A 19,850-nucleotide genomic window follows, 5' to 3' on the forward strand; every position below is an offset into this window, starting at 1 on the left:
CATCACCTGAGCGGGTCATCGAAAGGGTGGTTGCCGTGCGATGCGTGGTGTTCGGTGCGACCGGCTACATCGGCGGACGACTGGTGCCGGAGTTGCTGCGCGCCGGTCACACCGTTCGCGTCTTGGCGCGCACCCCCGGCAAGCTCGCCGAGGCGCCTTGGCGTGATCGCGTCGAGGTGGTGGCGGGCGACGTGACCTCGGCCGCGGACGTACGCGCGGCGCTGGCGGGGCAGGACGTGCTGTACTACCTGGTCCATTCGTTGACCCGCGCGGATTTCGACAAGGTGGACCGGGAGGCCGCCACCTTGGTGGCGGCCGAGGCGGCGCACGCCGGGCTGATCAGGATCGTCTACCTGGGCGGCATCGTCCCTGGTGCGCAGCGGCTGTCGCGGCACCTGGCCTCCCGTACCGAGGTCGGCGAGATCCTGCAAGCGGGCGAGGTACCCGCGCTGGTGCTGCGGGCCGCGGTGATCATCGGTTCCGGCTCGGCCAGTTTCGAGATGCTGCGCTACCTGACCGAGCGTTTGCCGCTGATGGTCACCCCGCGCTGGGTGCGCAACCGGATCCAGCCGATCGCGGTGCGTGACGTTCTGTACTACCTGACGCAGGCGGCGACGCTGCCGGCGGGCGCGGGCGGCGCCTTCGACATCGGCGGCCCGGACGTGCTGACCTACCTGCGGATGATGCGCGACTACGCCGAGGTGGCCCAGCTGCCGCGACGGCTGATCGTGCCGGTGCCGGTGCTGACGCCGTGGTTGTCGGCGCAGTGGGTGAATCTGGTGACCCCGGTGCCGCGCGCGATCGCGGTGCCGCTGATGGAGTCGTTGATCAACGACGTGGTCTGCCGCGATCATGCGATCGCCGGCCTCATCCCGGACCCGCCGGACGGGCTGACCACTTACCGGCGAGCAGTGGTGTTGGCGCTGCGGAAGATTCGCGATCTGGACGTACCGACCAGGTGGTCGGACGCCCATCCGCCGGGCGCGCCGTCGGATCCGCTGCCCACCGACCCGGAGTGGTCGGGCGGTTCGCTGTACCGGGATGTGCGCGAACGGCACACCGACGCCGACCCGGCGACGCTGTGGCGGGTGATCGAGGCGATCGGGGGTGAGCACGGCTGGTACTCGTTCCCGCTGGCCTGGTCGCTGCGCGGATGGATCGACCGGCTCGCGGGCGGCGTCGGTCTCGGCCGCGGACGCCGCGATCCGCACCGGCTGCACGAAGGGGAGGCGCTGGACTGGTGGCGGGTGGAGCGGATCGAACGACCTCGGATGCTGCGGTTGCGCGCCGAGATGCGGGTGCCGGGACGGGCCTGGCTCGAGCTCGCGGTGGAGCCGGACGGGCCTGGGGCCACCTACCGCCAGTGCGCGGTATTCGAACCGCACGGGTTGGCCGGGCACCTGTACTGGAAATCCATCGCGCCGTTCCACGCGGTCGTCTTCGGCGGGATGGCCCGCAATATCACCGGCGCCGCGGAATCCGCTCGCGCGCGGTGAGGAGTTGCCGAAGTGTCCGCTATCCGGTGGCGGGACCAGCCAGCGCCGCGGCGATCAGCGGCCACGAGTTGTGCAGGTCCTCCTGCCAGTAGCCCCAGGAGTGCGTGCCGGACGGTCTGAAGTCGAATGTCGCGGGGATGTTCAGGTCGCGCAGGCGATCGCTCAGGTCGTGGGCGCACCGGTTGATGATCGCCTCCAGGAGCCCGCCGGTGACGAGCTGGCTGACGAGTTTGTCGCGATTGCCGTCGATGCCGGGTCCGTCGGGTCGGTCGAACGGTCCCGGTAGGCCGGTGCCGGTGGAGACGTAGATGGCGGTGCCGCGCAGTTGTTCGGCGTGCAGGTACGGGTCGTTGGCGGCCCATCGGGGATCGCTGGGCGGGCCCCACATGTTGAGGGCGTTGCCGCGCCAGTGGTCGACGACGGCGGCGACCATGGCCTGGCCTTGCGGGTCGCTGGTGCGGACGCATCCGCTGTAGGAGCCTATGGCTCGATAGAGCCCGGGCGCGTTGAGGGCGAGCTGGAAAACCGAGGTGGCCGCCATGGAGATGCCTGCGACGGCATTGGCGCCGTTGCCCGCGAAAGTGGCGTCGATCAGCGGTGGCAGTTCTCTGGTGAGAAATGTCGTCCAGCGTTGCCTGCCCAGCACCGGGTCGTCCGCCCGCCAATCCGCGAAATAACTTCCCTCCCCGCCCATGGGTACGACGACATTCACTTGTTTGTCGCTGAAGAATTCCTCGACATCGGTTCGATTCGGCCAGTTGCTTCCTTCCGAGCCGCCGCTCGCTCCGTTGAGCAGATACAACGTGGGAGCGGTGGACGAATTATCCGGTGCGCGGATGACTTTTACCGCGACGGTGGCGCCCATCGCGGCGGAATGGACCCGCACTTCGATCAGGCGACCGGTGCCGGGTTCGATGCCGGCCACTCGGGCGCCGTCGTCGCCATCCGGTCCCGATGCGGCAGGCGGTTCCGCTGTCGCCGCAGGACAAGCCGGTGACAGCGGTGTCACGGCGAGCGTGATCGCGACGGCGATGGCGGTGATGATCGCGCCCGGCCCGCATGTCGTTCGTGCCCGCACGCAAGACCTCCGAACCTGGTTCGTGGACTGTGGTGGTGGCGAACGTAGGGCGCGGCCGAGCCGTCCGGCAAGCGCTCGAGCGCATTCTTGGGAGACTCGACGAGCCGCCCGCGCGGAACGCTGGTGGTGGTCACAAGATTCCGTGCTACCCATGGTTGTCGGATGATCGAAGTCGTTAACTGTCATGGGGGTTCAGCCGAGGATTTCTCCTCGCCCGCACGAATCGAGAACACCTGTGGTCAATTTCGGTTTCATCGACGAATGGCATCCCACGGCCGGAAAGCTCACCAGTTGGCGCGCTGCGCCGGAATCGCTCGCCGCGGCGCGCCGAGCCCCGGTGCATCCGGCGCCGCCGTCGCATCAGCAGGAGGAATATCTGCGCACCACACACCGCAATGCCGATGCGGGCTTCCGCGTTTCGCGGGTGTGCATGATCGCGTTCACGATTCCCGGTGTCCCGGATCATGCCGCGCTGACGCGCACGGTCGAGGCCTTCCTGCGCAGGCACGACACGTTCTGGAGCTGGTTCGTGCTCACTCAGGAGGATCGCGTGCAGCGCCGGGTGCTCGATCCCGCGGACATCCGGGTGGCGCCGACCGAACACGGCGTCTACACCGACAGCGACGACATCCGAGCGCACGTTCTCGCCGAGACGCCTGGCCCGCTGGACTGGGACTGCTTCAGTTTCGGCGTCATCGAGCACGCGGAGTCGTTCACGGTGTACGCGGCGGTGGATCACCTGCACACCGACGGTGTGGCGCAGGCGCTGTCGTGCGTGGACTTGCTGACCCTCTACGGCAGTGAATTGTCCGGCGGCAGCCTGACTCCCGCGCCGGTGACCGGTCACATCGCGTACTGCGAACGCGAGCGCCGCTACAGCGCCGAGCTGACCGCCGACTCACCGCAGATCACCGTCTGGCTGGATCTGCTGCGGCGCAACGGCGGTGACGTTCCCGGCTTTCCGGTGGACCTGTGGGTCGACGGCGACGAACACGTCCGTGGCGCGCAGGTGACCACCGTCCTCATCGACGAACCGGGTGCGGTGCGCTTCGAGGAGGCCTGCCGGGCGCACGACGGCCGGTTCACCGGCGGACTGTTCGCCGCCGCGGCTCTCGCGGAGATCGAAATGGCGGGCGGCGATTGGTATTTCGGTCTCACACCGGTGAACACGCGCCGCACCGAAGGCGAGGCAGCCTCGGTCGGCTGGTACACGAATCTCATCCCGGTGGCCTTCCCGGTGGGCGCCGAGCAGTCGTTCACGGACGTGGTGGCCGCCGCCCAGCAGGCATACGACCAGGGCAAGGACTTGACCGACGTGTCCCTGCACCGGGCACTGCAACTGGCGCCGCCCGATCTCGGTATCCGCACCCGGCCGGGTTGGTCCGCGCGCATGCTGTCCTACCTGGACATCCGCAAGATGGCCGGCGTCGAGATGTTCGACAAGATCGACGGCGGCATGTTCGCCAATCGCGGCAGTTCGCGCGAAGTCTATATCTGGATCAACAGGTTCACCGACGTCACCACGCTCAGCGTGCTGTTCCCCGACACCCCGCAAGCGCACGAGGCGATCGGGCGCTACGTCACGGCCATGAAGACGATCGTGGCCGACGTCGCCGCGAAAGGCGACCGCGCGGTGCGGGTCGGCGCCCTGCCATGAGCACGCGGGCGAGCACGAGCACCGGAAGGCCCCCGGTGGTCGGCTCGGGGGCGTGGGCGGCGCTGGGCGCTTGCCTGCTCGCGGTGTTCATGCAGATGCTGGACATGACCATCGTCAACACCGCTCTGCCGAGCATCGCCAGGCAACTGGCGGCGCCCGGTTCGGCGCAGGTGTTCGTCGTGGCCGGCTACAGCCTGGCCTTCGCGGGCACGCTGATGACCGCCGCGCGGATCGGGGAGTCGATCGGGCGGCGGCGCGTCTTCCTCGGCGCCATGGCGGCGTTCACCATGGCCTCGGTGTGGTGCGGCCTGGCCCATCTGCCCGCTGAGCTGATCGCGGCGCGCGCCGTCCAGGGTCTGTCAGCCGCCGCGATGTCCGCCCAGGTCATCGCCATCATCAGTGCGGTGTTTCCAAAGGAGAAGCAGCCATTGGCCTTCGGTCTCTACGGGGCGGCCGCCGGCCTCGCCGCCATCGTGGGGCCCTTGCTCGGCGGCGCGATCATCGCCGCTGATCCGTTCGGTCTGGGTTGGCGCGCGATCTTCCTGCTGAACGTTCCGCCGTGCCTGCTCGGCTTGCTGCTGGCCCATCGGCACCTGCACGTCGGCACGCCCCCGACCCGAGAACGGCTGGACGTCGCGGGCGCGCTGCTGGCGACCGGCGGGCTGGTCGCTCTGCTGTATCCGCTCGCGGCCGGTCGGGAGCAGCGTTGGCCGCCCCAGTTGTTCGGGGTGATCGGCGCCGGGCTCGGGCTGCTTCTCGTGTTCGGCTGGCACCAGCGCAGGCGGTTGCGGGCCGGGAACAGCCCACTGCTGCGGATCGATCTGTTCGCGGACCGGGGTTTCGCGGTCGGGTCCGTGCTCACCCTGCTGTTCTTCGGGATCTTCGCCGCGTTCTTGTTCATCGTGTCGGTGACGGCGCAATCCGGGCTGGGATTCACCGCGTTGCGGACCGGAATCCTGATGTCGCCTTTCGCGATCGGCGGCGCGTGCGGCGCACTGACCTCCCCGATCCTGGTGGCTCGGCTCGGCAATCGCGGGCTGACCCTCGGTGTGCTGGTGTTCGCGATCGCCGTCGTCGTCATCGCGGTGATCGTCGATCCCGGCGCGGCGGCGATCGATCTGCGGCGGCTCGCCGCTCCGGTGTTCGCCGCGGGAGCCGGGATGGGGCTGTTCGCCGCGCCGCTGCCCGCGGCCATGATGGCGGCTGTCGCGGAACGGGCGACCGGTTCGGCGTCCGGAACGGTGCCGACCGTGCAGCAGGTCGGCAGTTCGCTGGGAGTGGCGGTGCTCGGCGCGCTGTTCTTCCGCCGGGTCGACGCCGACACCGACCTCGGTGTCGGGCATGCGAAAGCCGTTCTGGCGGGATCGGTGACGAATTCCCCGGCGACGCTCGCGCAGTGCGACGGTGTCGTCACGTCGTTCGCCGACTGCGCGGAATCGGCGCTGCGTTCGCCCACCCCGCACCTCGACGCGCACACCTGTCCCGGAGCGGGGGCGGGCCTGGCCGGACAGGTCGCCGCCGCACACACCTTCCTCGCCGCCTGCGTCACCGTGCTGTGGGTGGTCGCGGCGACCGCGCTGGTGCTCGTGGTGCTCAGTCTCGCGCTGCCGCCGCGCAACGGGAAGCCACAGGAGACCGGCGTGGTACCTCAGCGCGGTTCACCGGCGTCGCTCGAGGCGTGACGGGTCAGCGAACTCACCCCGGCGAACTCGGGCCGATTTCCGGTCGGCCATGACGAACGAAAACGATGGCCCTGAGAAAGGACACTCTCGCATGACGCCACCGGCTCCCGGCGTCGTCCACTACGACCGCATGTGGTCGCACGACGAACTACTCGAACGCAAGCAGCACCGCACCGTCTCGGTGGTGATTCCCGCCCTGAACGAGGAGGACACCGTCGCGGATGTGGTCGCCTCGATCCGCGGTCTGGTCGGCACCTTGGTCGACGAACTGATCGTGCTGGACTCCGGCTCCACGGACCGGACCGCCGCCCGCGCCCGAGCGGCGGGCGCGACCGTGTACTCCCGCGAGCAGGCGCTGCCCGCCGTGCCGCCGTGCCCGGGCAAGGGCGAGGTGCTGTGGCGGTCGCTGGCGGTGGCCTCCGGTGATTTCATCGTGTTCGTCGACGCGGATCTCGTCGCTCCCGACCCGCGGTTCGTGCCGTCGCTGCTGGCGCCGCTGCTGTCCGACGACCGGCTGCGGTTGGTGAAAGGGTTCTACCGCCGCCCGTTCGGCGACGCGCCGGACGGCGGCGGACGCGTCACTCAACTCGTGGCCCGGCCGCTGCTCACCGCGCTCGCGCCGGAGCTGGCCGAGTTGCGCCAGCCGTTGGGTGGCGAGTATGCGGCCACTCGGGAACTGCTGCGCTCGTTGCCGTTCGCGCCCGCCTACGGCGTCGAGATCGGCATCGTGGTCGACACCTGGCGCAGGCACGGAGCAAGCGCCATCGGGCAGGTCGATCTCGGCGCCCGCGTGCACCGCAATCGGCCGCTGCCCGAATTGGCCGAGATGAGCAGGCAGATGATCGCGACGCTGCTCGACCGGCTCGGCATCCCCGATTCGGGCGCCGCGCTGACGCAGTATCTTCCGGACGGCTCGAGCTGGCGTGCGGTGCGGGGAGCGGCGCCCGCGGCCGATCGGCCGCCGATGGCCACGCTGACCGGCACCGGTGTTCGATGACGGCGGTGTGCGCGCTGCCGGAATCGACCGGGTGGTTCGTCGGTGGTGTCAAGGGCATGGGCGGAGTCCGTGATGCCGCCATGGTGCGCTACGGCGATCGCGAAGGCGTTTGCGGACGAACGGATATCGGCGCGGCGAACACTCGGCATCCGCGCGTTGCCGGACTTACCCTGATCCCGGTGGCGGTTCGGCGGTGGCGACGGCTGGGAGTCTCGGATGGGTACGGCATTGATCAAGGGTCAGAACGGTGTACTGGACGTGGCTCACGTATCGGTGTCGGTGCGCACCGAGGCCGCGGTCGACGTGTCGGCGCTGCTGGTGACCGAAGCGGGGCGCGTGCGGTCGGACGCGGATTTCGTTTTCTTCAATCAGCCGAGAGCGCCGGGTGTGTCGCTGGTGGCGGGAACGCCCGGCGCGCTGTCGGTTTCGCTCGGTGGACTGCCCGCGGACATCGCGCAGGTGCGCGCGGTGCTCACGCTGGACGATCCGGCGCAGACCTTCGGCGGATTCACTCCTCCGGTCGCCACAGTCGCCGACGCGGCGGGAAACGTGCTGTACGAGTACCGCATCGAAGGTTTGGGTAGCGAATCCGTGGTGATCGCGCTCGAACTGTATCGCCGCCAGGGCGCGTGGAAGGTGCGCGCGGTCGGGCAAGGTTATGCGGGCGGGTTCGCCGCGCTGGTCACCGATCACGGCGTGAGCGTGGAGGAGGAACCGTCCGGTGTGGACGTTGCATCCCCGGATCGGGCCGAGCCAGGGTTCGCCTCGGTGGCGGAGGTGTTCACCGTTCCTGGCGAGGCGAAGCTCTCCTTCGAGAAGCGCGCGAAATTGGACTTGCGCAAGCGTGAGGTCGCGAAGGTCCTCATCGACAACGACGCGTTCGGCGTTCGGGCTCGGGTGATCCTGGTCATCGACAAGACCGGCAGCATGCAACGGCAGTACCGCGATCAAGTGGTGCACCGCGTCGTGCAGCGGATGATTCCGGTGGCCACCCAGCTCGACGACGACGGCACGCTGGAGGCGTACCTGTACGCCCTTTCCTTCGCCAAGCTGCCCGACATCACCGTCGAGCACGGTGACGAGTGGACCCGGACCTATCTGCATCTCGGCGGAACCCACGGCGACATCGATTACGACCGGCTGGGCGGCCGCAACGACGAGCTACCGGTCATGCGCGACATCATCGACTCGTTGCGGCCGGGTGGCCGTCCGACGCTCGTGCTGTTCTTCACCGACGGCGGCTTCGCCAAGAAACGCGAGATCGCGGCGCTGATGCGCCGAGCCTCGCTGCTGCCTGCCTTCTGGCAGTTCGTCGGCCTGGGTCGAGCCAACTACGGTCTGCTGCGCGCTCTGGACGAATTGTCCGACCGCGCGGTCGACAACGCGGGTTTCTTCGCCCTCGACGACATCGATCAGGTCGACGACGCGCAGCTCTACGCACGGTTGCTCGGGGAGTTCCCGGACTGGCTGCGCGCCGCTCGACGCGCGGGCATCCTCCGCTGAAGCCATCCTGCCCACCGAACTCCACGCGTCATCGCGAAAAGCTATGACGCGTGCGTATCCGGTTCGTCGCGGATCAGCCGATGACGGCGTTCATGATGGTGCCCGCGCTGGTGGCGATCACCCCGCCGATCATGGCTCCGGCCACCATCTTCGGTGACTCGAGGCCGCCGCCGGTCCACTTCTCCCAGGCGAAGCGGCCACCGGCGTAGATGATGCCGCAGATGCCCGACAGGAGCACGAACCACGTCAGGTAGCGGACCAGTTGGAGGAACTTGTCGGAGATCGGCGGTGCTTCTGGAGTGGGGTTGCCGATCTGCGCCAGGGTGTCGTAAGCGGCGGCCAGGATCATCGTCGTTCGCTCATTCTGGATTCGGGACAGGGGCAAGTGATTCGCTGAGAAGATCGTATCCGTTCGCTCGCCCCGATGCAGTCAGGTCCATGCAGCGCAGAGAAGTTCGTGTTTCCCGCGCCCTCGCCCGGGTAGCCGGACTTCGGAACGTGCTGCCGGTCTCGCCGCTGGATGCGGAGGTTCCGCGCCGTGCGCACACCACGGCGGTGTCTGTGCCCGTATCCTGGTTCGTGGCCGAATTCATCGGTGGTCGAACAGCTTTCGTAAAGCGGCTGGTCGGCGGCAGGGTTGTATTCGAGCGTAGAGGGAGTAGACGGTGAGCATCATTCTGGCGTCGGTCGGCGATTCGTTCACGACGTTGGCGCAGATCGGCAATCCGACCCCGGAGGCGCCGCCGCTGGCGGACAAGCTCTTGAAGTTCGTTCGGTATCTGACCTGGTTCGCGCTCGCGTCCGGCATCGTCAGCATCATCTACGCGGGCGGCAGATTCGCCTGGGAGAAGTGGAGCGGCGGCGGATTGCAGTCGCCGAAGATGATCGCGGGCGCGATGCTCGGCGGGGTCGTCGCCACCAGTGCGGGCACCATCATGAACACCGTCCTGGAGTTCTGAGCCCGGCGGCGCGCGGGCGTGTTCTCGCCGTGGCGGCGAACACGCGGTGAACAGATCACCTCCGGGTCGTGATCGCCGATGCGCCTGGTTCGCCGGGCGTCGTTCGAAGCCGAGCGCAGTTCCGTCTTCTCTTCCGCACATGCCTCGAGCTGCGGTTTCCGTCGCGGAGTGCAGTCGCACTCCGGTGCGGAATCGCGGTGCCGATAGGATCGGAGGCGGAGCGGATCATGGACGAGAGGACCGAAGGCAAGCTCACGATGTCGCGGCGCAAGGCGCTCGGCATCGCGGCGGCGTCGATGGCCGCGTTCGGATCAGCGGCATGCGGCGGATTCGGGCAGGATTCCGGGCCGCATCCCGTCCCGGGTGACGCTGCCACGATCGCCAAAGACGCCTACATATTCGGCTACCCTCTGGTGCTGCTGGACGTTACCCGGGTGGCTGCGGAGATGGTCACACCCATCAACCGCTTCCATCACGCCGCCTCGTTGCCCACCCCGGCGCAGCGAGACGTGGTTCGGCTCGACCGGGACACGCTGCGTTCCACCGCGTGGCTGGATCTGGCGAGCGAGCCGATGGTGCTGAGCGTCCCCGCGATGGGCGAGGGCCGGTTCTGGCTGGCCAAGGTGACGGACGCCTGGACGAATAACGTGCACAACCCGAGCAGCCGTCGGCCGGCAACTGAGTCGGCCGGGCCGCCGTACACCTATGCGGTGACCGGTCCGGGGTGGTCGGGTGCGCTGCCGAAAGGTCTCACGCCGTTGCCGATGCCGACGCCCACGGTCTGGCTGATCATCCGGATCCAGGTCGACGGCGAGAACGATCTCCCGGCGGTGCGCGCCGCGCAAGAGGGATTGCGCTTGGTGCCGTTGAGCGCCTGGGCGGCGGGCGTCGAGCCGCAGGCGTCCGCCGGGACCGGGCAGGCCAGCACACAGACGCCACCCGAGTGGGTCGCCGGGATGGCCCCGCGGGTGTTCTTCGACCGGATGTGCGCGTTGCTGTCGACCAACCCGCCCGCGCCCGAGGACGCGCCCGCCATGCGGCGGTTCGAGAAGATCGGGATCCGGCCGGGTGGCACAGTCGAGGGCATCTCGGATGCCGAACTCACTGCGGCGGTGGAGACCGCGCGGCAGCAGATCCCGGTGTCTCTCGGCGCGCGGACGGTCAACGAGAACGGCTGGCTGGTCGACCCCGACGTCGGCAGGTTCGGCACCAACTATCTGCTGCGCGCCGTCATCGCCCACGTGGCGCTGGGCGCCAGCCTGATGACGGAGAACGCCTACTATCCGACGCTGTTCGCGTCGACGGAAGCCGGCGGCGCCGCGGGCAGATTCCGGCTGCACTTCGCGCCCGGCCAGTTGCCGCCCGTCGATGACTTCTGGTCACTGACCGCCTATGACGCCGACAACTACCTGGTGTCCAATCCGGCGGGGATCTACGTGGTCGGCCATCCGGATCCGGTCGCGATCAACTCCGACGGTTCCGCGGATATCGCGGTGCAGTACGCCGCCCCGGGGCCTGCGGTCGCGGCCGGGAACTGGCTACCCATCCCGGAATCGGGACAATTCTCCCTGACTCTGCGCCTGTACGGCCCGAAGGCGGAGGCCGTCCAGGGGCGCTGGCGTCCGCCGCCGCTGTCACCGGTGCTCTGACCACCGACCCGTTCTCGGCGAGCCTGGCGCTGTTCGCTCCGAAGGCGGCCGTCCTGGAGGGGCGTTGGCAGCCGCCGCCGCTGATCGCGCTGCGCTGACCCACAAAAAGTAAACGCGTTTTACTAAACGCTGTTCACGAAGCCTGGTTCTGTGGTTGCATCAGTGTTGACCGTGTTCGTCAGGTCTGCGCCCAGACCGCCGTAGGAGTTAGCCGTGACCGTGACCACGCCCTCGATCCCGACGGGTTTCGACTTCACCGACCCCGACCTGCTCGCCACCCGCCTGCCCATCGAGGAATTCGCCGAACTGCGCCGCACCGCCCCGGTGTGGTGGTGCGCTCAGTCCGATCGGGCCAGCGGTTTCGACGACGGCGGCTACTGGGTCGTCTCCAAGCTCGCGCACATCAAGGAGATCTCGAAGAACCCCGAGATCTTCTCCTCGCACGAGAACACCGCGATCATCCGGTTCAACGAGGAGACCACGCGCGAGCAGATCGACATGCTCGGCGACATGCTGCTGCTCAACCAGGACCCGCCCAAGCACACCAAGACCCGCCGCATCATCTCCAAGGGCTTCACCCCGCGGGCGGTGGAGAGCCTGCGCGCCGCGCTGACCGAACGCGCCGCGCGGATCGTGCACGAGGCCAAGAACTCCGGCAGCGGCGACTTCGTCGAACAGGTCGCCTGTGAACTGCCGTTGCAGGCCATCGCCGAGCTGATCGGCATCCCGCAGGAGGACCGCAAGAAGATCTTCGACTGGTCCAACCAGATGATCTCCTACGACGACCCCGAGTTCGAAGGCGATCACCACGCCGCCACCGCCGAGGTGATGGGGTACGCCTGGAACATGGCCGAGCAGCGGCGCGCCTGCCCGGCCTCGGACATCGTCACCCAGCTGGTGAACGCCGACATCGACGGCGAGCATCTCGGTTCCGACGAGTTCGCGTTCTTCGTCATCCTGCTGTCGGTGGCGGGCAACGAGACCACGCGCAACTCGATCACCCACGGCATGAAGGCGTTCGTGGACCACCCCGAGCAGTGGGAGATCTACCGGCAGCAGCGTCCGCGCACCGCGCCCGACGAGATCGTCCGGTGGGCCACGCCGGTCACCGCTTTCCAGCGCACCGCGACCCAGGACACCGTGCTCGGCGGCCAGGAGATCAAGAAGGGTCAGCGGCTCGGATTGTTCTACAGTTCGGCCAATTTCGACGAGGAAGCGTTCGCGGATCCGTTCACCTTCGACGTGCTGCGCGATCCGAACCCGCACGTGGGCTTCGGCGGCACCGGCACGCACTACTGCGTGGGCGCGAACCTGGCCCGGTTGCAGATCGATCTGATGTTCAACGCCATCGCCGACGTGATGCCCAACCTGCGCCAGGTGGCCGAGCCGGTGCGGCTGCGGTCGGGCTGGCTGAACGGGATCAAGCGCTGGGAAGTCGAATACGCTTGAATCGATCGGTGCAACAGTCCAAACCACGGGGCCGCGCGCCGGTGGTGACCGACGCCGACATCCGGCGGGTGGCCAGCGCGCTGCTGGTCGAGCGCGGGCCCGACGCGGTCACCCTGCGCGCCATCGCGCGGGAACTCGGTGTCACCGCGCCGGCGCTGTACCGGTACTACGACTCGCTCGAAGACCTGCTGGAGCGGCTGCGGCTGGACTTCTGCGCCGACCTGGCCGAGGAATTGACCGCCGAGATCGCCACGCTGCCCGACGACGGCGCCGTGCAGTTCTTCGCCATCTGCCGTGGCTTCCGGCGCTGGGCGCTGACGCACACCAGGGAGTTCACCCTGGTGTTCGCCTCGCCCGGCGCGGGCCAGGCCCGCGCGCTGCGCCGCTTCGACGAGCCCTTCGGCCGGATCTTCCTGGCCGCGGCGGGCAGGCTGCTGGCGAACTACGACATCGTCACGCCCTCGACCGACGTCATCCCGCCGGAGTTGCGCGAGGATCTGGTGCACTTCCAGACCGAACTGCTGGCGGCGCTGTCGGAGTCGGGCCAGAAGTTCCCCGCCGAGAAACTGGATCTCGGGGTGACGTACCTGATGATCCAGATCTGGGCGCGGCTCTACGGCCACGTCACGCTCGAGGTGTTCGGGAACTACCCGATACCGCTGGACAATCCGGAGATCCTGTTCGACGCGATGCTCGCCGATCTGGGCCGCACCGCTGGCCTGCTCGGCGAGTGAGACGGGACTAGATGCGGGCCCCTTTGGCCCGGTTGCAGGCGCGGCACAGGATCTGGAGGTTGGCCGCGCTGGTCGCGCCGCCGCGGCTGAGCGGGATGACGTGATCGAACTCCAGGTAGTGGCCGTCGCCGCATTCGACGCAGCGGCCGCCGTCGCGCTGCCACACCTCCGCCTTCACCTCCTGCGGGATGTTGCGGGTGTCGCGCTGGCCTGGCGTGAGGACCAGACGTTTGGCCACGCGCAGCGCCCCTTCCAGCGCGGCCGAGACGTAGTCCGGATCGTCGACGGCGAAGGTCGCGCCGCCGCGCGCGGAAGTGGCCGCGACCACCACCGTCCCCTGTTCCGCGTGCACGGAAACCACTCGTGACCAGAGCATCTCGATGCCGGTGTCGACGCCGACGAAACGCAGCTTCTTGTTGCTGCCGATCAGCCTGCCCTCGGTGAGCTTCGGGCCGCGTGCGAGCTGACGCACGTGGGTCGCGGGCAGGTCGAGGTGCACCGTCTCCTCGGGGTCCAGGTGCAGGCCAGGTGTGCGGACGACCGGCAGGTCGCCCGTGCGCAGTCGGTAGAGGGTGTTCCCGCGATGCATTCGCCTGCGCAGATCCTCGATGAGCGGTCCGCCGAGCGCGAGTTCGGTCACCGCGTGCTCGAACAGCTCCAGTTCCGCGTGCCGGACTTCACCGTCGGCGAAGGCGAAGGTGACCAGCCGCTCCACGTAACTGAGCGCAGCGTCGCGCAAGGCCGCGCGGCCCGCTTCGGCGTCGATGCGCTGGTACCGCAACGACGCCCACAGATCCGCCCACTCGGGGCCGCGCGGCCCTTGGCCGGTGAGCACCCGCCACGCCCGGGTGTGCCAGTGGGTGAGGTATTCCTCGATCTCCTCGGCACATCGCTGACACGGCGCGAACCCGCCGAAGAATTTGCGGCGCAATGAGTTTCCGCAGCGTGCGCAATGGCGGTGGCCGGGCGGAGGTGGTAGGAACCGGTCCTCGGTCCATGCTGTGCCGTCCCACCAGCGCATGACCTGCGGGTTTTCCGGATCGGGGTGCCAGTCCGCGAGCTCGGGGTGCGGGGGCGGCGGAGCGGGCGGTGCGGTATCGCGGCTGCGCCGGTGGAGGTCGACCGTGCGGTGGGTGTGCGGCCCCGGCAGGAGAGAGGTGTCCGCGCGGTCGAGCACTTCGGTGCGTGGCCGGGCAGGGGAGTCGACGCCCGAGCCCCCTGGACGCGCTTCGGTCGCTTCCCGCCGTCCGGACGAGTCGTCGGCGCGAGCGGGTTCTCGTTGGGCCGACGCGTTCTCCGCGATGTCCGTTCGCTGGACTCCGGCGGGAGATTCCGCGTTGCGCGGAGGGGGGCCGGAGGGCAACGATCCGTGGGCGAAGCGTCGGGCCGGGTCGTGCCGCGCGGCCCGTTCGGCGGCGGGTTCTGCTCCGGCCGCGGCAAGCGGTTCTCGCGCGGACGGATCGGCAGCCGGGCGGCGCACCCGGAACGGGTTGGTGGGATGAGTGGTGCGTGCGGGCGTCGAGGGATCGTTGACCTGGACGCCGAACTCGCTCACCAATCCGGCGAGTCCGCTGGACCAGCCCTGGCCGATCGCGCGGAACCGCCACTGTCCGTCGCGGCGGTAGAACTCGCCGAACATCAGCGCGGGCACCGCGTCGGAGTCGTCGATCTCGAACGTCACGACCGCCCCGTCGACCGAGTGCACGGCGACGGTGAGCCCGTGGATATCGCCGAACGTGCCGTCCTCCACCGAACCGGAGACGACGATGCGGTCGACGTCGGCTTCCGTGCGCGGCAGCGAGACGCTCAGCCGCGCGGTGCCCGGCGCGGGCTCCTGATCGAGCGTGACGGCCTGGGAGACGTGCCGCGGCGCGTTGTAGAACACCAGGTCGCGGTCCGAGCGCACCGAGCCGGACGCGTCCAGCAGCAAGGCGTGCGCGTCCACCGTGTGCTCCGATCGCCATGAAACAACCACGGCTAGAAGGGATGTCGGTACCGCTGCGTTCGCGCCCTTGCTGAGTTTCATGGTGTTCGAACTATGCCACGACCCCCCGACACGCCGAACGCGCGAGGGCCGGTCCTTCGGCGGGGCGTGCGGCACAGTGTTCCCATGACGAACCCGAAACGCCCGGGTCGTAGGCCGCCGACCCCCAAGCTGCCCGGTGGACGCGTGCCCGGCCCCGCCGACGTCCTGGCCGCCGCGCAGGCGGCGGTGGAGGCGGCGCAGACGGCCGCGGGCCAGGCGCTGGAAGCCGCCCAGCTGACCGCGACGTCGGCGTTCGACACGGCGGTGCGGCTGCCGCCCGCGTCCGCGCAACTGGCCGCGCAACTGCCCGGCCTGATAGAGAGCCTGTCCACCGCGATCGAACGGCTCAACTCCACCATCGATCGGCTCGACCGCACCTTGGCGCTGGCCGATCCGGCCTTCGCCGCCTACGACCGGCTGCTGCCCCGGCTGGAGGGGATGATCTCCCTCGGCGAGGACGTGCTCGGGCGGTTGGCGAAGCTGCCCGGCATCGCCTTGCTCGGCAAGCTGACCGGCCTGAGCGCGCCGGAAGCGCCCGCCGAGGAGCCGCCCCGGAAGAAGAAGCGGCACAAATAACCGGGATACGGGGCCTCAGCGATGCGCGTGGTCGGCAGCAGCGCGCAAAGTGGCGGCCGCCTTGAGCAGGACCTCGTGGTACTCGTCGGCCGGGTCGGAATCGAGCACGATGGCCCCGCCCGCCCCGATCCGCCAGCGCCCGCCGTAGCGGACGGCGGTGCGGATCACGATGTTCAGGTCCGCGGTACCGCCGAGCCCGAGGAATCCGATGGTGCCCGAATAGACGCCGCGCGCTTCGGTTTCCAGCGCATCGATGATCTCCATGGTGCGCAGCTTCGGCGCGCCGGTCATCGAGCCCCCGGGAAAACAAGCCCGCAGGCAATCGACCACGCCGACCTCCGGCCGCAGCTTGCCGCGCACCGTCGACACCAGTTGATGCACGGTCGCGTACTGCTCGGTGGCCATCAGTTTCGGGACGTACACGCTGCCGATCTCGCAGACCCGGCCCAGGTCGTTGCGCAGCAGATCGACGATCATGAGGTTCTCCGCCCTGGTCTTCGGGCTGTCGGCCAGCTCGCGGCGCAGACGCTCGTCCTGCTCCGGCGTCGCGCCGCGCGGCGCGGTTCCCTTGATCGGCTTGCTCTCCACGATGCGGCGGCGGTCGACCTTGAGGAAGCGCTCCGGTGACGAGCAGGCGATGTCGAGATCGTCGAAGCGCAGATAGGCGGCATACGGGGCGGGATTGCACCGGCGCAGCGTGCGATAGAAGTCCAGGCCGTCGGCCGCGGCGGCGGGGATGGTGGCGCTGTCGGTCAAGTTGATCTCGTAGGACTCCCCGGCGTGCAGCTGTTGCCGGCAGACCGCGATGTCGGCGAGATAGCGCTCCCGGCCGCGGGTGAGCAGCGGCGCGACGGCGTCACCGTCCGGCGGCAGCTCGAGTGGCGGTGGATTCGTCCAGGTCGGAAGGGTGTCGAGGGTTTCGCGGGTGTCGCGCAGCCAGTCGGCGGCGGCCCGGGCGGTCTCCAGGTCGTCGCTCAGCGCCAGCAGATGCGTCCGCCCGCCGACGTGGTCGACCACCACCATCCGGTCGGCGAAGATCCACTGCGCGTCCGGGGTCGGCGCGCGATGCGCCGCGTTCCCGCCGCAGTCGGCCTTGACCTCGTAGCCGAGATAGCCGACATAGCCGCCGACGAAATCGAAAGGTAGTTCGGGCAGTTCGAGCGTGCGCGCGCGCAATTCGGCGGCCAGGAACTCGAGAATGCCGCCGGGCGCGGTGCGCCGATGTCCGTCGGAGGACTCCACGGTCACCTCGCCGTCACCGACGCGATAGCGCAGCACCTCGGCCAGCGGACCGCTCGCGTCGCCCAGGAAGGAGAACCGGTCGGCCCCGGGTTCGACGTGCTCGCTGTCCAGCCAGAACGCGGTGGGGGAGTTGGCGTACAACTGGACGAACGCGCTCTCGGTATCGATCGGCCGTTCGAGGACGGCCCGCTGGAGCCGGAAGCTTCGCGGCACCGGCGCATCGGCTCGCACCGCGCGGCCGGGACGCTCGAGTTCGGTCGCCGCGGCGGGGAACTGCTCGGCAGCGAGCGGCACGGGCGAGGACGCGTCGCGCGTGGCGGGAAGCGGGACGCCCGCGGCGACCGGCTCCGCGCCGGATGCGCGCCCGGCATCGAGGGACGGGCGCGGCGCCGGGAAGGCACTCCGGCGCGCCGCGGTGAGTTCCGCGAAGTTGCGCAGCAGAGCGGCGCCGAACTCACTGGCGATCGATTCCGGATGGAACTGCACGCCCCACTGCGGTCGCGTGCGATGCCGGACGCCCATCACGACGCCGTCGCCGGACAGCGCGGTGACCTCCAGATCGTCCGGTAGCGGCCGCAGCGCGCACAGCGAGTGATAGCGCACGGCGGTGAAGCCCTGCGGGACGCCCGCGAACAGGTCCCGGTCGTCGTGCTCGATGCGATCGAGATATCCGTGCCGAGGGGCGGGCGCCGCGGCGACGACCCCGCCCGCCGCGACCACGATCCCCTGATGGCCCAGGCACACGCCGAGCAGCGGCAGGTCGCTGTCGCGGATCACCGCCAGGGAGATCCCTACGTCGCGGGCCACGTCCGGCCGCCCCGGCCCCGGTGACACGACAACGTTGTCGTAGCGTTCCAGATCGAGTTCGGCGATCGTGCGCGCCTCGTCGTTGCGCACGACTGTCGGCTCGACGCCGTTCACCTCGCTGATCAGCTGGTACAGGTTGTAGGTGAACGAGTCGTAGTTGTCGATCAACAGCGTGCGCATGGTGCTCGAAACCCTACGCCGCACCGGCCGGAGCCAACTGTTGTCGTATGCCTTCAGTTCGGGTCGGCGGGTGGTGCACAATGTGGGGCATGTCTGTTGCGCAACCGGTCGATGTGGATCCCGCGGTCGTCGACTTCACCGTCGTCGGAAAGTGGATGGATGAGCAGGGTCTGTCCGGGGGTGACTTCGAGGACGTGACCGCGCTGGGCGGCGGAACACAGAACATCATGCTCCGCTTCACGCGCGGCGGCCGGACCTACGTGCTGCGCCGCGGACCGAAGCATCTGCGCCCCAAGAGCAACGACGTGATCCGGCGCGAGGCCAGGCTGCTCGGCGCGCTGGGCGGCACCGAGGTCCGCGCGCCCCGGGTGATCGCGGCCTGCACCGACGAGTCGGTGCTCGGCGCGGTTTTCTACCTGATGGAGCCGATCCACGGGTTCAACCCGCAGAACGAACTGCCCGAGCTGCATGCGGGCGATCCGGAGATCCGCAGGCGGATGGGCCTGTCCGCGGTGGAGGCCATCGCGCGCCTCGGCGCATTGGACTACCAGGCGCTGGGGCTGGCCGACTACGGCAAGCCGGAGGGGTTCCTGGAACGCCAGGTGCCGCGCTGGCTGGGTGAACTCGAGTCCTATTCGGCCAACGAGGGCTACCCCGGCCCGGAGATCCCCGGCGTGACGGCCGTGGGCGAGTGGCTGGACCGCAATCGCCCCGCCCAGTGGACCCCGGGCATCCTGCACGGTGACTGCCATCTGGCCAACATGATGTTCTCCTTCGACGGCCCGCAGGTGGCGGCGATGGTCGACTGGGAGATGTCCACCATCGGCGACCCGCTGCTGGATCTGGGCTGGCAGATCGCCACCCGCCCGGAGCCGGGCACCACCGGGGCGGCCCTGGTGGGCAAGCTCGGCGCGGTCGGCGGGCTGCCGACGGCCGAGGAGATGATCGCGCACTACGCGCAGTTCTCCGATCGCGACCTGACCGCGATGCCCTGGTACACCGTGCTGGCCTGCTTCAAGCTCGGCATCGTCCTGGAGGGCACGCATGCCCGCGCGTTCGCCGGGAAGGCCCCCAAGCAGGTCGGCGACTTCCTGCACGCGATCACGCTGGAACTGTTCGAGCGGGCGCAGCGGCTGATGGAGTGACTGTCGGGATGTGCCCGATAGTTGACCGGATATCGGTGGAAGGTGCGATCCGGCCGCGCCTAGGTTGAGCGCATGCCGATCGTTCCCGATATCAAGGACTGGACCTGGGTGCTCGAGCGTCCTTGTCCGGAGTGCGGTTTCGACGCCGCCGCGACCACCTACGAAGCCGTCCCCGCGCTGGCCAGGGACGCCGCCGACCGCTTCGCCGCGGTGCTCGATCGTCCCGACGTCCGCCTGCGGCCGGACGATTCGACCTGGTCGGCATTGGAATACGGCGCGCACGTGCGCGACGTGTGCCGCATGTCCGACACTCGCCTCGGCCTGATGCTGGCCGGTGACCCAGGGGGCGAGCCGCCGCGGTTCCAGAACTGGGACCAGGACGCGACCGCGGTCGCCGACCGCTACAACGGGCAGGACCCGGCCCGGGTGGCCGTGGAGTTGGCGGAGGCCGCCGAACGGATGGCGCGCGCCTTCGAATCGGTGCCGCCCGAGCGACGTGGTCTGCGCGGCGCGCGCAGTGACGGGGCGGAGTTCACGGTGGAGTCGTTCGCCCGGTACATCCTGCACGATCTCGTGCATCACGTACACGACGTCCGGGGCTGACGCGTCGCGGAACTGTAACGCGTTCGGCTCATGGGTCACGCTCTGTCGACGTTTTTTCCGAGTGGCA

Annotated in this window: 16 protein-coding genes; 12 read left to right on the forward strand and 4 right to left on the reverse strand. The window is 69.2% G+C overall.

Annotated elements, in window-relative coordinates; all coding sequences use genetic code 11:
• Positions 1–47: 47 nt before the first annotated feature.
• Complete coding sequence (locus tag ON21_RS07915) at positions 48–1,496, forward strand: SDR family oxidoreductase (protein WP_373281113.1); 1,449 nt, start codon at positions 48–50, stop codon at positions 1,494–1,496.
• Between the two features lie 19 nt (positions 1,497–1,515).
• Here ON21_RS07915 and ON21_RS07920 read toward each other — a convergent pair whose 3' ends face one another.
• The gene (locus ON21_RS07920) at positions 1,516–2,574 is read right to left on the reverse strand and encodes an alpha/beta hydrolase (protein ID WP_245562505.1); all 1,059 of its coding nucleotides are present in this window, start codon (positions 2,572–2,574) and stop codon (positions 1,516–1,518) included.
• A 235-nt stretch (positions 2,575–2,809) separates the two neighbouring features.
• On the opposite strand from ON21_RS07920, the gene ON21_RS07925 reads away from it, so the two are divergent.
• The 4 genes from ON21_RS07925 (at position 2,810) to ON21_RS07940 (ending at position 8,413) form a co-directional block, all read left to right on the forward strand.
• The gene (locus tag ON21_RS07925; RefSeq protein WP_039796833.1) at positions 2,810–4,231 is read left to right on the forward strand and encodes a condensation domain-containing protein; all 1,422 of its coding nucleotides are present in this window, start codon (positions 2,810–2,812) and stop codon (positions 4,229–4,231) included.
• A complete protein-coding gene (locus ON21_RS07930; protein WP_051020457.1) occupies positions 4,228–5,913 on the forward strand; it encodes an MFS transporter in 1,686 nt (561 codons plus the stop codon). The genes ON21_RS07925 and ON21_RS07930 overlap by 4 nt, the downstream gene beginning before the upstream one ends.
• Before the next feature lie 91 nt (positions 5,914–6,004).
• Positions 6,005–6,910: a glucosyl-3-phosphoglycerate synthase gene (locus ON21_RS07935; protein ID WP_039796835.1), complete on the forward strand. Its 906-nt coding sequence runs from the start codon at positions 6,005–6,007 to the stop codon at positions 6,908–6,910.
• 216 nt (positions 6,911–7,126) lie between these two features.
• Positions 7,127–8,413 carry a vWA domain-containing protein gene (locus tag ON21_RS07940; RefSeq protein ID WP_039796836.1) on the forward strand — a complete coding sequence of 429 codons (1,287 nt, stop codon included), beginning with the start codon at positions 7,127–7,129 and terminating at the stop codon, positions 8,411–8,413.
• A gap of 73 nt (positions 8,414–8,486) precedes the next feature.
• Here the strand turns inward: ON21_RS07940 and ON21_RS07945 are convergent, their stop codons facing one another.
• Positions 8,487–8,762, reverse strand: a complete 276-nt coding sequence (locus ON21_RS07945; RefSeq protein ID WP_039796837.1) for a hypothetical protein — start codon at positions 8,760–8,762, stop codon at positions 8,487–8,489.
• A 316-nt stretch (positions 8,763–9,078) separates the two neighbouring features.
• On the opposite strand from ON21_RS07945, the gene ON21_RS07950 reads away from it, so the two are divergent.
• The 4 genes from ON21_RS07950 to ON21_RS07965 all read left to right on the forward strand — a co-directional run bounded on the left by ON21_RS07950 (position 9,079) and on the right by ON21_RS07965 (position 13,204).
• Positions 9,079–9,372, forward strand: a complete 294-nt coding sequence (locus ON21_RS07950; protein ID WP_039796838.1) for a hypothetical protein — start codon at positions 9,079–9,081, stop codon at positions 9,370–9,372.
• A 227-nt stretch (positions 9,373–9,599) separates the two neighbouring features.
• The gene (locus tag ON21_RS07955; protein ID WP_039796839.1) at positions 9,600–11,021 is read left to right on the forward strand and encodes a DUF1254 domain-containing protein; all 1,422 of its coding nucleotides are present in this window, start codon (positions 9,600–9,602) and stop codon (positions 11,019–11,021) included.
• Positions 11,022–11,240: 219 nt separating this feature from the next.
• Entirely contained in the window at positions 11,241–12,470 is a 1,230-nt protein-coding gene (locus ON21_RS07960; protein ID WP_039796855.1) for a cytochrome P450, read from the forward strand.
• An 8-nt stretch (positions 12,471–12,478) separates the two neighbouring features.
• Positions 12,479–13,204, forward strand: coding sequence for a TetR/AcrR family transcriptional regulator (locus tag ON21_RS07965; RefSeq protein WP_039796840.1), 726 nt, complete (start codon positions 12,479–12,481; stop codon positions 13,202–13,204).
• 7 nt (positions 13,205–13,211) lie between these two features.
• Here the strand turns inward: ON21_RS07965 and ON21_RS07970 are convergent, their stop codons facing one another.
• Positions 13,212–15,230, reverse strand: coding sequence for a TerD family protein (locus ON21_RS07970; RefSeq protein WP_039796841.1), 2,019 nt, complete (start codon positions 15,228–15,230; stop codon positions 13,212–13,214).
• 84 nt (positions 15,231–15,314) lie between these two features.
• Between ON21_RS07970 and ON21_RS07975 the strand changes: the two genes are divergently transcribed.
• Positions 15,315–15,806 (forward strand): hypothetical protein, encoded by a 492-nt coding sequence (locus ON21_RS07975; RefSeq protein WP_051020458.1) that lies wholly within the window; start codon positions 15,315–15,317, stop codon positions 15,804–15,806.
• A 15-nt stretch (positions 15,807–15,821) separates the two neighbouring features.
• Here ON21_RS07975 and pabB read toward each other — a convergent pair whose 3' ends face one another.
• Entirely contained in the window at positions 15,822–18,035 is a 2,214-nt protein-coding gene (gene pabB, locus ON21_RS07980) for an aminodeoxychorismate synthase component I (protein WP_039796842.1), read from the reverse strand.
• Between the two features lie 89 nt (positions 18,036–18,124).
• On the opposite strand from pabB, the gene ON21_RS07985 reads away from it, so the two are divergent.
• Together ON21_RS07985 and ON21_RS07990 are read left to right on the forward strand one after the other, a co-directional pair.
• A complete protein-coding gene (locus tag ON21_RS07985; RefSeq protein WP_039796843.1) occupies positions 18,125–19,180 on the forward strand; it encodes a phosphotransferase family protein in 1,056 nt (351 codons plus the stop codon).
• Between the two features lie 72 nt (positions 19,181–19,252).
• A complete protein-coding gene (locus ON21_RS07990) occupies positions 19,253–19,783 on the forward strand; it encodes a DinB family protein (RefSeq protein WP_039796844.1) in 531 nt (176 codons plus the stop codon).
• The last annotated feature ends 67 nt before the right edge of the window (positions 19,784–19,850 follow it).

The organism is Nocardia araoensis NBRC 100135, from assembly GCF_000308435.1.
GTDB lineage: Bacteria > Actinomycetota > Actinomycetes > Mycobacteriales > Mycobacteriaceae > Nocardia > Nocardia araoensis.